We start from the raw sequence: 17089 nt of genomic DNA, 5'->3' as shown, positions 1-17089 counted from the left end.
ATTAAAATACTAATATCTGTAACATCTGTATTTTACAAAATATATCTAACAATTTGGGATATTAATTCAACAGTCTTAAATATATAATTTTTATTATACTAATAACATTTTCTTATAAATTATTTGGCCTTACTAAAGTAACAACAGATATTTTATCTATTTTACTATTTGCTTTAATGGCTTTAATGAACTCCTTTACTGTTGATCCTGTAGTCAAGACATCATCAAATACCAATAAATGCTTTGCAATAATTGGTTTATTTAATATAAAAACTCCTTTAATCTGCTCAGCTCGTTTCTCCTTTGTAGATCTTGCTTGAGATTTTGTATACTTTATCCTTGAGTAACTTTCAAAAGTCTTTGGGATATTTGTATATTCAGATAATTCCGTTATTAAAACTTCTGCCTGATTGAAGCCTCGATATAAATATCTAAAACGATGAATAGGGACAACTGCTAACGCATCAACATCATTTAAATATTCCTTTGAAATATTATCCCACCAGTATTTCATAACTTTAGAAAATATTCTTGCTGATAATAAATCCTTTTGAAACTTAAATTTCTGCAAAAGATATTTAACTTCTGCAGAATATTTCAACAAATGGTAATAATCATATTCTTGATCCAAATCAACTGTTTGTTTTTTAAAGTTTAAATGTTGTAATAAATCTTCAAAACAATAATTACAGATAATATCATCAGAACTTTGTTTACATAAAAGACAATTTTGTTTAAAAAGAAATCCACTCTTAAGATACATATTCTGCTATAAAATTCTTTAGCTGATATATTTCAAGACCTTGTGAATATAAATAGCCTTGACCAATATCACACTCATAATCAGTAACTAATTTCTCCAAATATTTATCTTCAACACCTTCTGCAACTACTTTAATTCCTAGCTTTTTTGCTACTCCAATAATAGCTTCTACAATAATATTATTTTTATTACTTTCTTTTTCAGATAATCCCAAAATAAATGACTTATCAATTTTCAAAGTATCAATATCATATTCTACTAGTCTCTTAATTGAGGAATGATCTACACCAAAATCATCAATCGCCAAATTTATGTTATTTGGCTTCATCATTTTTGAAATTATTTCCATGTCTTTCTTTTTAATATGCTCTACAAACGAACTTTCTGTTAGTTCAAATTCGATGGTATTATTCTTAATATATGAACTTGATACTACTATATGTACAAGGTTTTGAATATGTCGTCTAAAATTTTTGACTTTGGGTGAGATATTGATAGAAATTCTAATACCACTGAGCCCAAGATTATCTAAATCTCTTATAATTCTTTTAAATACATATTCATTTAGTTCTTCTGATAATGAAAGTAGCTCTATTCTTTCTATAATTTCTGCCGTAGTGAAGTCACTATTGGAATATCTTAACAATGCCTCAAACCCTATTAACTTGTTAGTTTTTAAATCAACTTGAGGCTGATATATAAAATAGAATAATTCTTCTTTAAAACCACTATAAATAGTATTTACTAAATTATCCAATCTATCGCTTTCTTGCTTTAAGCTCTGATCAAACAGTATATAGTTACTTTTTTCATTTTTACTTTTATATAAAGCTAAATCAGCATATTTTAATAACTTAGTAATACCTATACCATTATTATACTTACAGACTCCTATACTCATTGACACTAATAAATTCTCATTATCATAGCAATATGGTATATCTTTCAACTCACTTATTTTTTGAGCTATTTTTTTAATATCATCTTCATGATTTATATTATTACATACTACTATAAATTCATCTCCACCAAGCCTTGCCACCACATCTGTTTCTTTAACAACAGATTTCAATCTTGATGCAAGTTCTCTAATAATATAATCGCCGAAACCATGTCCATACTTATCATTTATATTTTTAAAACCATTACAATCTATCATAATGATATAGAAATCCTTTTTAGCTAAATTATTTTGTTCATCATACCTTTCTATCTTTCTTTCTATAAACTGAGTCAAATAAAAACGATTATAAACTCCCGATAAAAAATCTTTATTAGCCATATCTTTGATATATGCAATATCTCTATTTGACTCTATCAACATAGAGATGACATATATCATCTTAGATAGTTCTTTAATTATATTTTGATCATAACCATTATCTCTATTAGCAATACCTACCATACCTATACATTTTTTATTTTTACCAATAATAGGGATTCCTGCATATGATTTTAAAGGTGGATGCCCCTTAGGTATACCATTAGCTTCAGGATGGTTCAATGGATCATTTGTAACAAGACTTTCTCCAGTTCTTATGGTATATCCAAATAATGTTTCTAAATTTCTAAACTCTAGTCCTTCTATTTTTTTACTCTTATAAAGATCTTTAGTTTCTTTATTCCATGATATATCTGTTATTGCATAAGTTCTTAAATATTTACTACCATCTGAATCGTCAAATATCCCGCCAATAAAACCATACTCACTAGAGGTATGATCAAGTAAAAATCGTAATATATATGAAAATATTTTTGAGCTTTTTGTTTGTTTAATATGCAATTCTTGTATTTTTGAAATTACTCTCACATATTGTTTTGACTTATATTCCTCACTTAGATCTTTTATTGTACCTACAAAAATCTTTTCATCATTATTTATCATCTCTGAAACTGCTAATTCTATGGGGAAAATCGTACCATCTTTTTTCATTCCCTGAACAGTTCTTGATGAATTTATAATATTCTTTTTACCTGTTTTGACATATTCATTAATATACTTATCATGTTTTGAAGAGTATCTCTGAGGCATTAACACCTTAACATTTTTACCTATGATCTCTCCTGTAGCATACCCAAACAATTTCTCTACAGAATTATTTACATAAATAATATCTGCTTTTTGATCTATTATAATAACACCATCTAATAGTGTAGATAGTAACCTTTCTAATAGTGAGCCTGGTTTAATATCTATACCCATACAAACCTTCTTTTATAAGATCTTAAAATAATTACTCATTTTAAATATAATAGATTTTGACAAATTTTAATACTGTTTAACTATTAAAGACGTGCCACATCTACTTCAACAGGTACATTATTAATATTGTATTCTTCCGGAATTTTTTGCGTAGGTTTAACGATAATTACAACTTTTGACTCTTTTGAATCAAACATGCTTTTTTCATTATTAATTTCTGCAAACACTGGCTTAGACTCAACGACTCCAGCAAATGTCGTACCATCTTGAAAACGAATTGTTACCTTAGTTCCTTTTGATACATATGAAACAAACTTAGAGTCAAGATAAGCTCTAATAAATGGTTCATTAAATAATGACAATAATGCTAACTCTTGCCCTCTTTGTACAAACTCTCCCTTATAAACAAATACTCTATTAACTACAGCATCAACATCTATTTTGATATCAAGGCTTTTTATTTTTTCCTTAAGAATTCTCTGCTGTAAATTAAGCTTCCAAAGAATTTCAGCGTAATTATTGTCCTTTTCCAAAGCAAACTGCTGCTTCTCGACCTGAACATTCTCTAGATCCATCTCTGCACTATGCAAAACTTGTGAAGATTGCTGTAACTCTATGATATTGATAATATTTTTCTTTCTTAATTGAACCATCGCATTATAAAATTTATCATTAATATCCACATATTTCTTAGCAATAGCATACTTATGCTCTAAAGCTTTGATATCATTTTTATATAACTTATCTTGTAAGCTATTAATATCTTTTATTTGACTATTTATTTCTTCAAACTCAGAATTAAGAAGAGGTGATGACATTATAAAAACACTATCACCATTTTTAACAAGCTTTCCTGGATGAATATTACTCTGCTTTATAAAGCCATCTTCATGAGCTCTAATGAGGTATTTCTCAGTAACTACAGTTCCATCAGCTACAATAAACCAGCTACTACTAAAAATTAACCACCCTATATATACTAATGGTGAAATCACAATAACTATAACAGCATACCATTGTAACTTTGATATATTTTTCTTAACAGGAGATGCTTTAATCTGTATTTTTTGCTTATTTTTTGGCGGCTTAAATTTCATATATTTACACCTTTATTTAACTTTTTTATTAACCCAAGTTGGCGCCATAGTGCTATCTCTATGTGTCTTTATAAAGAACTCACTAAGTATCGCAACAGTAGCAACAAATTTTAAAAATACCGAATAGAAAGGCATCAACGGGATTACATACCACGTTGATAAATCTTGTTTCTTTCTTTCAGAAACTAAAATTATAAAAGTCATATACAAAAAAATAGTGATAAACAAATAATAAAAATATACCGCAACATAAATTGGTATAACAATATAAATTGGAAAAATAATAATACTATAAATCAAACTTATAACTATTACTATTGGTTGTACTGCATGGAAAAATACTCCAGAAAAAACTGTAAAGAAAAATGTTCTCCAACCTAAATATCGTGGAAGTAACCTTTTAAGATGTCTTCTTATATATATAAAATAAGTATCTCCATCCCAACGCATCCTCTGTCTAATAAGTCTCCATAATTTCTCAGGTACTTCTGTATGGGCAATACTATCTTGAGAATGAGTTACTTTAAAATTCTTATGCCTTTTAAAGAAAAATTGTAATCTTAATGTAAAATCAAGATCTTCAGCTGAACCATTACGCCATAATGTTGTTTTTTTAAGCAAATTTCTTCTATAACAACCATACGCACTTGAGACATTATTAACACTATTTACATTAGAAAGCGCAATTTTAGATAAGTGTATACCTAACATATATTCTATACCCTGCATTCGTGTAAGAATATTTTTTTTGATATTTCTTACTCTTAATGTCCCTGAGCATGCTATTACATTAGGATCTGCAAATTGTCGCACCATATTACTAATCATATCATTATCACACGATGTATCTGCATCAAGAGTTAGGACTAGCTCTCCTGTACTTAATTTAAATCCAAGATTAGATGATGAAGCATGCCCTCCTCGTTGCCATTTAGGAATAACTTTTAGTGATCGTTTTGCACTTGTAATAAAAGTTCTCTTATACTCAAGAGCCGTATCTAAAGTCTCTTTGTTTATATCAGCACCATCAACCACAATCAAAACTTCAATATGTCCTCTATATAATTGCTCCTCAAGGCTCTTTAGTGTTATTAGCACATCTTTTCCTTCGTTATATGCTGCAATTATACAGCTAACCTTAGGGTAGTAAGGAATTCTCTTATTAGGATTTATTATCTGCTTAAAATAGCTAGTTAAAATACTTAAAAATATAAAAACACTAAAAGGCGCCTCTAAAAATAAGGCAAAAGCAAAGATAAAGATAAAAAGTTCTTTTGGATTAGAGAATATTAATAAAACTTGCTGATAAAATACATATAATATATCCAAAAAATCACCTTTGTTTAGCCAAATCTTTTAATAAGCTCTCTGCTGTTTTAGTTATACTCAAAGCTGTCGAGTGAAAAGCTCTAACATTTATTGACTTCTCAGCTTTAGTATTTTCAGACATTGTTATTTGTTTTAGCTTATCTGCAACTATTTCAGCTCCTGATAAATCTGTATTTGGTAACCAAATCCAAATATTTTGATTATTAACTCTAGTTAACATATCAGTTTTTCTAAGTATCTCTCTTAGTTTTTTAGATATATTTGAGATCTCAATCATAGTCATATAATCAAAAATACTAATATGTAATAATGAAAACTCGTATGCCGTATTTCTTTTCTGCATCTGGAATGCCCATTCAATTAGACTATAAAAAAACTCTGGAGCTATATAGTTAACTTCATCAAATATTGACATTGAATATTCAAGTAAGCTCATTCTTATATAGTGGTGAGCTTTTTTTGTTAATTTATAGTTATTTATTTTTTGTTTTATCATTTTTTCAGTTGATGATACATAGCCACAATCCACACACTCTGTTATAACTTCAGAATCTACAAATATACTTCCACAATCATTACAAGAATAACTCTCTAAAGGCCGATCATAATCATGTCCAATATGTCTAAGTTTTGTTTTACACTGCGAACAAACCAGCAACTCATCTTCTGAGATAAACTCTCTTTCAGGAGCAATATTGCCACAAGTATAGCAATGTAAAAAATCAGCCAGCATAATATTTTCACTTTTACAATCAGGACATCTCTCTGAAAATAGAGCTCTTGCTGAATAGCAGTTATTACAACAAAAAAATGATTTAACAAACTTTTTGACCTTAATAATTTCTCTTTCTACAAGCTCTTTTATCCACTCAGCATAATCAAAGTCTTTTGTCTGACAAAAAATATCAATAACAGGATAACTAAAAAAAGACTTACATGATGTATCTATCCTAGCATCAAGAGTTCGAACACTTCTTCTTGTATACAAATAAATCAAAAGTCTTGCTTGCCAGTCTTGCTCAATATTATCTTTTTTTTGACTGATTTCCTCTATAGTACTAATCTCATGATCAATCATCTCTATAAATGTTTCTAGATCTTGAGGTGTTGTAAAAACTGTTGCTGTGTAATTAACATAGCATTCATCTATACAAAAAACTGGTTTTAAATAAGTATATATACTCGATCTAATTTTTTTGATAAAACTGAAAAATATAGTTGGATCTTTGGTATTTAAAATAAAAGCATCTACATCTTCAAAAGACCTATCTATATCATCATTTAAGGAAATAGTAACAACTTCACAAGAAGATAGTTTATCTACAAGATCTATACTTAATTTATCTAATGTAACTATCTTATTAACTCTTGCCATACATAGAAAAATACTCTTTACCTATACTAATAAACAGTATATTTTTTAATAAATAAAGTAAATGGTTTTTATATCTTTATACCTAAATATCATATAATATAAAATTAAGTAATACATAATCAAAGGTTATCCTAAAGTGTATTTACCTCAGAGAAAATCACATACTATATCAAGTTTGATTGTTTTCATTTTATCTTGTACTGTTATATTTGGTTGGCTTACGCAAAATATTAGTGTTATTAAAATAGCTCCTAACTTTCCTCCTATGCAATTTAATACAGCGCTATGTTTTGGAATACTCGCTATAGTAAATTTCATCCCCAAAACATCAAAGTTCAGCTATAGCAGATGCATATTATCATTAGTTGTATTAATAATTTCATTACTAACTCTTCTAGAATACTTATTTGGTTTAAATTTTAGTATTGATCAAATAACAAACACACAAACATTAGATCAATCATTATACCCTGGGAGAATGTCTCCAAATACAGCAGTCTGTTTTGTACTTTTAGCTATTGCAAATATATTACCTCGCTTTAAGAAAAATATTTTACTTTTCAAAGGTATTTTTTTAAGCATCCAGCTTATTGTCTTTTTGCTCGCTTATATAGCTCTAATTGGATATTTTTTTGATATTTCATTTTATTTTAGTTGGGGATATATCACTGGTATGGCTATACACACTGCCACCTGTTTTCTTCTACTGACTATTTTTCGTGTATCTTTCATAATAACCAAATCTAAAACGCACACTATTGGAATTATACTAAGTGCTACTACATTTATAGTATTTTTCTTATTCTGGTTATATACATTTGATCAAGATAGTAATGCCATTAAAAATAAAATATTTAGAGAAATATCTCTAGTAAATGCAAATCTAGAAAAGAAATTAAATCTAGAAGCTACTGCCATAGAAAGACTTTATAAACGCTTAAGCACATCATCATATTCAGATAGAAAAGCTATAAGAGCTGATATGCAAGCTTACGAAAATGATTATCCAAATATATATTTTATATATTATGCAAAAGATCAAAATAATCCTATTTTTATTTCTAACTATGATATAAATAAAAACCAAGCCATAAAAGTTCTAAAAGAATGTGACTCAAATATTACATCTTCGAAAGCAAAAATAATCTGTATTCGAGAACAGAATAATAAATTTAACGTTGTATTTAAGCCAAACTTCTCAGAAGAAGTAATGTCTGAAATAAATCCAAACAAATATAATATCGAGGTCTATCTTGAGAATTATAAAGTTTATTCTAATCTTAATCCTAAGCAATATTATGGCATGGTATTATCATATAATTTTTCTGGAGAAAAAAACTGGCATATAAAAGTTTTTATGACAGATAAAGAGTTCGAACAATTACAAATGACGTTCCCTTCAGTATTTTTCTTATTAGGAATAGTTATATCCCTAATGGTGCAAAGCTTATTCTATTTTATTAGTATTAACTATAGAAAAAATAAAATCCTTGAGCAAAAACAGATCAAACTAGAAAAATTTAATACAATAGATTCTTTAACTGGATGTCTTAATAGACATACTATCGAGAAAAAACTTAAAACAATTTTAAACAGCAATATAGATTCAGATAAAAATATAGCTATATTATTTATTGATTTAGATAATTTTAAATATATTAATGATAAATATGGCCATAAAGCTGGTGACCTTGTACTAAAAGAAACAGCTTATAGATTCGAAAAAGATATTAGAAAAGATGATCTTGTTTCAAGAATTGGTGGTGATGAGTTCATTATTATATTAAGAGATATCAACAATAAGCAAGAAGCTATCGATATTATTAATAGAATATTTTGTTCATTTAGGGAAAAAATCTCTATTTCTAAAGAAATTGAAATTACACAAGCTCTTAGTATCGGAGCAACTCTTATCTCAAAAGAGCACAAAGGTATAAGTAGTGATAAGTTAATCACAAAAGCTGACTTAGCTATGTATAACGCTAAAAAATCAGGTAGAAACAATTTTAGCTTCTCAGACTAACTTTAATCATTACGTATTCCTTTTTAAAAAATTGTTTAGCATAACTTTATAGTTTATAATTTTTAAATATATTGGCTAGTTTATTGATCTTATGAGTCATTACCTTAAAGATGAGCTCTACGAGCTAATAAGTAAAAATCATAAAGTTTTTGACTCTTTACAGCAGTCTAGTCTCGATGGTCTATGGTATCTTGATTTAGAAAATCCTGAAAATGAATGGATGAATGATAAATTCTGGGAAATTCTGGGTTATGATCCAAGAGATAAAAAACCTCTTTCATCTGAGTGGCAAGATATAATTTTTCCTGAAGATCTTCAGATTGCCATGGTAAATCTAAAAAAGCACCTTCAAGATCCTAATTATAAATATTCACAAATAGTCAGATATAAGCATAAAGATGGCTCTACCGTATGGGTAAAATGTCTCGGCATGGCAATTCGTGACAAAGATGGTAAACCTATTAGAATGTTAGGTGCACATAATGATATTACCAACTTCAAAAAAGTAGAACTAGAATTAAGAGAGGTAAAATCTTTTTTAGAACTTACTCTTAATGCTAGTAAAGACTTGATATTTGTAAAAAATAAAGACTTTAAAATAATACAGGCAAATAGTGCTTTTATATCTATCTATCCTAAAGATTTACAAGATAAGGTTATTGGTTACACAACAGTTGAAAAATTTAAAAAAGCTGATGCTGAAAATTTTTTAAAACATGACAAGATAGCTTTTCAAAAAGGATTTTCTGAAACTTTAGAAGTCTTAAATTTACCTAACGGTAAAAAGAAAATACTAGATACGTTTAAAGTACGTTTCTACGATCGAAATAATCAACCATTTATACTAGGTATAGCTCGAGATGTAACAGAAAGAGAGCTGCTTTTGAAACAGATTCAAGACACTAATCAGAAGTTAAAATATCTAGCATATCATGATCAAACAACAGGGCTCGCTAACAGAACAAGTTTTGTAAAACAAATAGCAAAATCAATTGATGAAGCTAACAAAAATAAGACTGAGCTAGCTGTTTTACTTATAGATATTGATAATCTTAAGTTTATCAATGATTCTTTTAGTTATGACACTGGTGACAAACTAATAATAAACTTAGCAGAAAGACTAAAAAGCTCTCTTGATAAAGACTCAATTTTAGCAAGGCTTGGTGGTGATGAGTTTGCTATTTTATTGAAAAACATACATAGTGCCGATGACGTCATAAGCTTAATTAACCAAGTTTTCAAAATATTATCAACTCCTTTTGAAATAGATGGTCAAATAATACATCAATCAGTAAGTATTGGGGCTGCAATGTATAGCAAAATAAGATGCAGTCCAACCAAACTTTTACAATTTGCTGATACTGCTATGTATCATGCGAAAGAAAAAGGCAAAAATACTTACTCTTTTTATCATAAAGAATACGATGAAAAATTACTACTTGAGAATAACATAGAGCATGAACTAAGAAGCATGGATATGAAAGATTTCTCAATGGTATACCAACCTCAATATAATAAAAATAAAGAAATTTGTGGTGTTGAAGCCTTAATCCGTTGGAACTCACCAACCTTAGGAAATATATCTCCTGATTTATTCATAGCGATAGCTGAAAAAACAGGCAAAATTGCTAAAATAGGTTCTTGGATTATTACTCAAGTTATTCACGACTGGAAACAGCTTAATAAGTTAAATTTGATTAGCGATCTAAAAATCTCTATAAATATCTCTAGCATTCAGTTATTGAAAAATGAATTTGTGGATGAGATTATTAACAAATTTGAAAATATTGATAAAAGCTTAATTACTTTTGAAATCACAGAAACATATCTTTTGAATGATATTAATCATACTAGATCAATAATTACTAAACTAAATAGCTTAGGTTTTAGCTTTGCTTTAGATGATTTTGGTACAGGATATTCATCATTAAAATATTTAGCAAACCTACCGATTAAGTATCTAAAAATTGACAAATCATTTATTCATAATATTGATCAAGAAAATAACAAAACTATTATAAAAGCAATCATACAATTAGCAGATAATTTGAATAAAAAGTGTATTGCTGAAGGCGTAGAAACAGAACAAGAGCTCAAGTTTTTAGAATCAGTAGGCTGTAATCTTTATCAAGGATTTTATTTTAGTAAACCCCTACCTTTTATAAAACTAAAAAAACTATTACAATCACACCATCAAACAAAAATTTAAAATAAACATGTTTAACTATAATCTTTTTCTAAAACGTTTAGCAAATAAAAAAATCTATCAAACTTCATTTATAAAAAATGAAATTGCTCAGAGACTTTTAAAAAGACTAGATTTTATAAAGCTTAATCCTACTGATATATTAGTAGAAGGATATCTAGATACTAACTATTTAGATATATTAAAAAATCGTTTTCCTAAAGCTGAAATTCATAAAAATCAAAACTCCAAACAGCAATTTGATATTATAATTTCAAACTCTATTATCCACCTAACGAATAACTTAACTCAAGAGTTAGACAATTATTATGACCTTCTAAATAATGATGGAATATTGCTTTTCTCAACATTTGGAGATAAATCTTTTAGCTCTATTAAAAAAGCCTTTTCAACGGTAAGCGATAAGAAGCATACAAATGATATGATAGATCTATTAACATGGGGAAATACCTTACAATCCAGCAGATATAAAACTCCAGCAATAGAATCAGATTTAATCATATTCACTTATGAAAGCTTAAATACTCTATTTGAGGATATTAGAGCCCTAAACGAGCCCTTAGCTGACACAAATATGCACACTAGTCTAACAGGTAAAAACTTATGGAATAATTTTATTTCTCAGTTAAAGAAAAATCCACAGCTTGAAATAGAAGCATTATATGGCTATGCTATACGTAAAACTGATAATGATATAAAGCCTCGTATAAACCCAAATAGAATTAGTCTAGATGAACTAAAAGAGCAAATAGCAAGTTTTAAAAAATCTAACAATACATAATAGCCAGAGTTGATAACTGCTGCCAATCATAATCTGTACACTGAGTTGGCTTCTTAAGTGGCTGACAGTATGTACGCCATGTCCCACCACCATAGGTTTTCATAATTAAGCATTTCTTCAAACGCACATTCTGACCTGTTAAGTCTCCTACCGTTGTAATATCCTCAACTGAGTAACCATCTTTGGATTGACTACCATCATTATCTATCTGATCAAATGACTCAGCTATTTGATTTGGAGTCTTTATATCATTTAATAGCTCTTTATAGTTTTTCATTTTATAAGGATCTACATCATCTGAGCCTTGAGCCTCTTTTGTAATATAATCTTTCGCAGATTCATCTTGGTACGGGCCATAAGAGTCTTTGAAATCTTTAGTAATTTCATCATGACGTTTCAGAATATCTCCAGCTGCTTTGACATCTTTTTGCATAGATTCCCGTTGCTGTTTATCTTTTTTTACTACAACCTTATTATCAACATGCTTATTAATCTGGGCTATCCTCTTTGCTATTTCTTGATCTGATGGTTTCTTAATTTGAGCTATTTTCTTTGTTATCTCTTTATCTGATGGCTTTTTACTATCATTATGATCTGCTAATATCCTCTCAGCATCAGCTAAAAGCGCTTCATAACTAGCATTACTAGTATCTACCATAATGCTTAAATCATCACCTAACGCTTCTGGCTTTGAAGACTTTGAGTCATCTTGAGATGTTTTACTGCCTTGATTCTCTGTCTTCTGCGTAACTGCATTTTTATTAGTCATTGCAGAACCACTTACTAGTTGTGTAGTTTTCATAGTATCAGTATCTGCAAAAGCAGTGCCCGTAACTAAAGATAAAGCCACACAAAAAAATATAATTTTTCTTCTCATAATTCAATAAAACTTTTTTTCTTAAGCAAAGTATATTAGATATTAAACATATAGAAAAGTTTTTTATATAAAGCACTTAAATAACAATCTGCTCTTCATGAAGCTCTATATTATAATATTCAAAAACTGTTTTTTTTATAAATGTAATGAGGTCAATAACATCTTTGCCTGTAGCATTGCCATTATTAACAATAATACCGCCATGTTTAGGTGAAATCTGTGCATCCCCAATTATCTTTCCTTTAAGCCCAAGCTCTTCAACCATAACACCTACAGGCATATTTGCTTGAGGTCTTTTAAAGACACTACCTGCCGTAGGTCTTTGTGGCAAATTAGATAATCGACGTGAATAAATATCATCTAACTTAGCCTTGATATCTGATTTAGATTTTTTCTCAAACTCAAACTTAGCAGATAATATACAAATATTACTATCATTTTTAAACATTGAATATCTATAACCATATTCAATATCTTTTTTATCATATTCTACTATTTGTTTCTTTCTCAGATCTAAAACTCTAACACTTTTAATATATGTATAAATCTCATCCCCATAAGCTCCAGCGTTCATAATTAATGCACCACCTAAGCTAGCAGGAACATCATAAAATGTCTCTATTCCACTTAGTCCAGCTTCATATGTCGCTAAAGCAAGATCTTGCAATAAAGCTCCTGCCTGAGCCTCTACACAACTATCTGAAATATTAAACGAGTTAAAATCTTTGCAAAAGATAACAAATGCAATTTCATCTTCATAATACTTTTTAGAAAAAATTATATTACTACCATTACCAAGAAAAAATATATTTTCATGATTATTTACAATATCAAGCACTTCAGCTTCAGTCTTTGGGAAATAAACATGTTTAGCAAAAGATTTGATTCTATAAGTATTATATTTTTCTAGAGATGTATATTGTGACATTATTTACCTAAATATTGTTATCTAAAACTTCTATCTGCATAAAATGAGACATATTTTCTATAAGATTATTATAACCTCTAAATATCTGATGAGCATTATTTATAGTAGAAAAATCATCTACTAATGATCCAGCCATCAAGCAAGCCATTCCTGCACGCAAATCTTTGACACTCATAATAGCTGGACGAATATTTTTAAAGCTTTTTACAGGTCTTATCTCAATTAAGTTATTATCTATAGAGATATCAAAACCCATTTTACGGATTTGGTACACATAGTTAATTCTCTCAGGATAAACAGTATCTTGAATAGTACTCGAGCTATTTGCCATAAATAACATTACAGCATATATAGGCTGCAAATCTGTTGGAAAATGAGGAAAAGGCGCAGCTATTATATCAACACCTTTGATATTACTATCCTTTCCGAAGAATTTTAATGATTTATTTTTTTGATCATACTCCCATTTAGCAGTTGCATTAGTCAACTTTTCTAAAGGTTTTGCAATATTATAAGTATCTTTAGTATTTATATTTGTAATTGTCACATTTGTCTTATACAAATACGCCATAGCTGCATAAGTCATTGCTTGAATACGATCAAAAATTATTTCAAACTCACAACCTAATAGTCTTGCAACACCTAATATGCGAATTTTTCGACTTTCAATATCAAATTTAATATTAGCGCCACACTTATTTAAATAATCAATTAATGTAACAACTTCTGGTTCAAGTGCAACATTTTCAAGAATAACCTCAGAATTACCAATAACTGCATACATAACTAAGTTCATAGTTGCCCCAACAGAAGGAAAAGGCATCTTAAACTCAGCATCTTTTTCTTCTTTATAAACAACTTCAATATGTTCATCTGCTAATGTAACCTTAGCACCAAGAGCTTCTAAACCCTCTAGATGAATATCAAAAGGTCTTTTCTCACTAAAGCTACACCCACCTGGAAACCCTATTTTCACACGACCTTTTTTCTTTAGCATTGAGCCTAAAAGCATCAAGGAACAACGAGTTTTTGAAGTCATCTCACCACATAATTCTAATGTCTCTGTTGACACACCTCTAGTGTCAATTGTTACATCTTCACCATGCTCAGTAACATTCGCTCCTACACTCTCAAGTATTTCTTTTGCACCTTTATAATCTAATAAAGTTGTTGGCACATTACTGAACGTTGTTTTTGTTTCAGGCATTAAGCTAGCAAATATTAAATGCAGCAAAGCATTTTTTGCTCCACTAATATTAATAGTTATCTCATCAGCAATGTTATTTAACTTTTTTACTCTTATTGCTTTCATCTTTTGATCTCTTATTTTTCTTAGTCGCAAATGGGTTTTCTGATTGTTTAAATTCAAATACTATAGGAGTTCCCCTAAAATCTAGTGCTTCTCTAAAGAAATTCTCTAAATATCTTTTATAAGAATGTGGTAGTTTACCAACTTGATTACCATGTATAACTATTACAGGAGGGTTATGTCCACCGACATGAGCATATTTAAGCTTAATTCTAAACTTGCCAACCATTGGTGGTGAATGAGCTTCTATAGCAAGTTGTAATAGCTTTGTTGCATCTGCTGTAGTTATTTTTCTATTTGCGCACTCATATGCAGTTTGTATCGACTCAAACACATGGCCAACATTAGTACCATGAAGGGCTGATATAAAGTGAATATCAACATAATCTTGGAGAAAATATAATCTTCTTTTTATATCTTCTTTAACTTTATTACGAGCTTCTTCTGTCATGCCATCCCATTTGTTGACAGCTAAAACAAGTGCTCGGCCATTTTTTATTGCAAAATGTATTAAACTTAAATCTTGATCAGATATGCCTGTTCTAGCATCAACTACAGCCACAACCACATTTGAATCTTGTATAGCTTGTAGAGTTTTAACTACAGAGAACTTCTCTAATGTTTCTTTTACTCTACCTCTTTTGCGCACACCTGCTGTATCAACGATAGTATACTTCTGACCGTGGCGCTCAAATGGAATACTCACACTATCAATTGTTGTTCCTGGCATATCAAATACCACAACTCTATCCTCACCAAGCATCCTATTTGTAAGTGTCGATTTACCAACATTAGGTCTACCAATCAAAGAAAAATGAATACCATGGCGTAGTTGCTCTTTATGTTCACCAGTTTGAGTATAGTCTTGATAATAGTCATTTAAAGGTTTCTTTAAAAATTTATCTACTAATTTTTGAGTATTTCTACGATGTGCTGCTGATATAGCAAAGACTTTATCAAAACCAAAGCTATAGAATTCAGCCATTGCAGATTCTTCATCTACACCGTCAACCTTATTAACCACAACTATTACTTTTTTATCTCTTTGACGTAAGAGATTAGCAACATACTCATCACCGGCTGTTAAGCCAGATCGACCATCAACTACAAAAAATACTAGGTTTGCTTCCTCTATAGCCATTTCAGACTGTTTAGCCATAAATTCATCAAAACCAACATCTCTATCCGATATACCACCAGTATCAACTACCAAATAATCAAGTTCATCATATTTAGCTTGACCATATTGACGATCACGGGTTACCCCTTCAAAATCAAAAACTAAAGCATCTCTAGAATTAGTAAGCACATTAAACAATGTTGATTTACCAACATTAGCTCTACCTACTATTGCAACTAAAAAAGACATATTTGTCCTATATTTGTATAACTTATATATTTATGCTAATGTTACTCTATTTAGACTATTTTATAAAGCATTTCCGTTCATGGTATATAAACCACATAATGCAAAATATATTTGGATTAAAGCTCTTAAGAATAAAAGATAACCGTAATGCTTAAATTTTTACTTTAAACATATACTGCAATATCTAGTGTGATAGTATTCATATGGGTACTATCATAAAAAGCCTGATAAGCCCACTCTGGACCAAATAATACGTTGTTATCAAAATATGCCCTTTGCGCAGAGAATATAAGTTGTTTTTGAATTCCACTTTCAGATAACCCTGCCTGTAATGGACTTGTCGCTATAGCCATTGGTATTGTTGCTGCATTATATGTTTGGCCATAAGTAACATTAAAATTTGTATTTTTACCTGCTAGCTTTAAACTATAATTAGACGCCACATACCATGCTCCTGCGAAAACATTACTTCCAGTACCATTAAAATCATATGAGTTTGTTGTCGTTGCCCAACCTCCAGTACCTTGCAAAATACCTGGGCCAACACTATAAGCGACGTTAGCATCGACATTGAAAGCCCCTATAGTAGTACCGCCCGAAACACGAGAGATACTAAAGTTTTCTGCTCCATTTAAATTATAAACATATCCTGTATTAAAACCTACAGAAAGTTTATTCGTCCAAGAATCTGCATAAAATAATCCTGTTGAAAAATCTGCTTGCTGATCATCTGTTCCAAATACAGCTACACTCATATTTAAAAAGACTGTTGAATTAATATCCCAAATTGTTAGATATATTTTGTAAAATACAGATGTTACAGATATTA

The 17089-nt window shown here is 29.4% G+C and carries 13 protein-coding genes; 3 read left to right on the top strand and 10 right to left on the bottom strand.

All coding sequences use genetic code 11. The annotated features are described in order from the left end of the window. Nucleotides 1-112 precede the first annotated feature (112 nt). The 5 genes from R8535_RS09285 to R8535_RS09265 form a co-directional block, all read right to left on the bottom strand. Nucleotides 113-763 carry a ComF family protein gene (locus tag R8535_RS09285; protein ID WP_329498618.1) on the bottom strand — a complete coding sequence of 217 codons (651 nt, stop codon included), beginning with the start codon at nucleotides 761-763 and terminating at the stop codon, nucleotides 113-115. After that, nucleotides 753-2966: a bifunctional diguanylate cyclase/phosphodiesterase gene (locus R8535_RS09280; protein ID WP_329498616.1), complete on the bottom strand. Its 2214-nt coding sequence runs from the start codon at nucleotides 2964-2966 to the stop codon at nucleotides 753-755. Before R8535_RS09280 ends, R8535_RS09285 begins: the two co-directional genes overlap by 11 nt. Before the next feature lie 83 nt (nucleotides 2967-3049). Further along, a complete protein-coding gene (locus tag R8535_RS09275) occupies nucleotides 3050-4063 on the bottom strand; it encodes an HlyD family secretion protein (protein ID WP_329498615.1) in 1014 nt (337 codons plus the stop codon). A 12-nt stretch (nucleotides 4064-4075) separates the two neighbouring features. Beyond that, nucleotides 4076-5392 carry a glycosyltransferase family 2 protein gene (locus tag R8535_RS09270; protein WP_329498613.1) on the bottom strand — a complete coding sequence of 439 codons (1317 nt, stop codon included), beginning with the start codon at nucleotides 5390-5392 and terminating at the stop codon, nucleotides 4076-4078. 4 nt (nucleotides 5393-5396) lie between these two features. Further along, nucleotides 5397-6767: a hypothetical protein gene (locus tag R8535_RS09265; protein ID WP_329498612.1), complete on the bottom strand. Its 1371-nt coding sequence runs from the start codon at nucleotides 6765-6767 to the stop codon at nucleotides 5397-5399. A gap of 136 nt (nucleotides 6768-6903) precedes the next feature. Between R8535_RS09265 and R8535_RS09260 the strand changes: the two genes are divergently transcribed. The 3 genes from R8535_RS09260 to R8535_RS09250 all read left to right on the top strand — a co-directional run bounded on the left by R8535_RS09260 (nucleotide 6904) and on the right by R8535_RS09250 (nucleotide 11777). Continuing rightward, complete coding sequence (locus R8535_RS09260; RefSeq protein ID WP_329498610.1) at nucleotides 6904-8790, top strand: GGDEF domain-containing protein; 1887 nt, start codon at nucleotides 6904-6906, stop codon at nucleotides 8788-8790. Between the two features lie 91 nt (nucleotides 8791-8881). After that, nucleotides 8882-10999 carry a sensor domain-containing protein gene (locus tag R8535_RS09255; protein WP_329498609.1) on the top strand — a complete coding sequence of 706 codons (2118 nt, stop codon included), beginning with the start codon at nucleotides 8882-8884 and terminating at the stop codon, nucleotides 10997-10999. Between the two features lie 7 nt (nucleotides 11000-11006). Next, a complete protein-coding gene (locus R8535_RS09250) occupies nucleotides 11007-11777 on the top strand; it encodes a biotin synthase (RefSeq protein WP_329498607.1) in 771 nt (256 codons plus the stop codon). Here the strand turns inward: R8535_RS09250 and R8535_RS09245 are convergent. The 5 genes from R8535_RS09245 to R8535_RS09225 form a co-directional block, all read right to left on the bottom strand. Then, the gene (locus tag R8535_RS09245; protein WP_329498605.1) at nucleotides 11764-12654 is read right to left on the bottom strand and encodes a hypothetical protein; all 891 of its coding nucleotides are present in this window, start codon (nucleotides 12652-12654) and stop codon (nucleotides 11764-11766) included. The genes R8535_RS09250 and R8535_RS09245 overlap by 14 nt on opposite strands. Before the next feature lie 76 nt (nucleotides 12655-12730). After that, complete coding sequence (gene murB, locus R8535_RS09240) at nucleotides 12731-13582, bottom strand: UDP-N-acetylmuramate dehydrogenase (protein WP_329498603.1); 852 nt, start codon at nucleotides 13580-13582, stop codon at nucleotides 12731-12733. Between the two features lie 7 nt (nucleotides 13583-13589). Beyond that, complete coding sequence (locus R8535_RS09235) at nucleotides 13590-14894, bottom strand: UDP-N-acetylglucosamine 1-carboxyvinyltransferase (protein ID WP_329498601.1); 1305 nt, start codon at nucleotides 14892-14894, stop codon at nucleotides 13590-13592. Continuing rightward, the gene (der, locus tag R8535_RS09230; RefSeq protein WP_329498598.1) at nucleotides 14863-16260 is read right to left on the bottom strand and encodes a ribosome biogenesis GTPase Der; all 1398 of its coding nucleotides are present in this window, start codon (nucleotides 16258-16260) and stop codon (nucleotides 14863-14865) included. Before der ends, R8535_RS09235 begins: the two co-directional genes overlap by 32 nt. A 164-nt stretch (nucleotides 16261-16424) precedes the next feature. Further along, on the bottom strand, nucleotides 16425-17089 hold a 665-nt coding region (locus tag R8535_RS09225; protein ID WP_329498596.1), incomplete at its 5' end, for a DUF3573 domain-containing protein.

Origin of the sequence: Francisella sp. 19S2-4, assembly GCF_036281795.1 — a bacterium.
Classification (GTDB): Bacteria; Pseudomonadota; Gammaproteobacteria; order Francisellales; family Francisellaceae; genus Francisella.
The sequence above is the reverse complement of the archived record's forward strand: the minus strand, read 5'-3'. Positions and strand labels throughout refer to the sequence as shown.

Bases quoted from the DNA above. Each gene is read 5' to 3' on its own strand.
- R8535_RS09265 (WP_329498612.1), bottom strand. From the start codon at position 6,767: ATGGCAAGAGTTAATAAGATAGTTACATTAGATAAATTAAGTATAGAT.
- R8535_RS09250 (WP_329498607.1), top strand. From the start codon at position 11,007: ATGTTTAACTATAATCTTTTTCTAAAACGTTTAGCAAATAAAAAAATC.
- R8535_RS09275 (WP_329498615.1), bottom strand. From the start codon at position 4,063: ATGAAATTTAAGCCGCCAAAAAATAAGCAAAAAATACAGATTAAAGCA.
- murB (WP_329498603.1), bottom strand. From the start codon at position 13,582: ATGTCACAATATACATCTCTAGAAAAATATAATACTTATAGAATCAAA.
- R8535_RS09285 (WP_329498618.1), bottom strand. From the start codon at position 763: ATGTATCTTAAGAGTGGATTTCTTTTTAAACAAAATTGTCTTTTATGT.
- R8535_RS09245 (WP_329498605.1), bottom strand. From the start codon at position 12,654: ATGAGAAGAAAAATTATATTTTTTTGTGTGGCTTTATCTTTAGTTACG.
- R8535_RS09255 (WP_329498609.1), top strand. From the start codon at position 8,882: ATGAGTCATTACCTTAAAGATGAGCTCTACGAGCTAATAAGTAAAAAT.
- der (WP_329498598.1), bottom strand. From the start codon at position 16,260: ATGTCTTTTTTAGTTGCAATAGTAGGTAGAGCTAATGTTGGTAAATCA.
- R8535_RS09235 (WP_329498601.1), bottom strand. From the start codon at position 14,894: ATGAAAGCAATAAGAGTAAAAAAGTTAAATAACATTGCTGATGAGATA.
- R8535_RS09280 (WP_329498616.1), bottom strand. From the start codon at position 2,966: ATGGGTATAGATATTAAACCAGGCTCACTATTAGAAAGGTTACTATCT.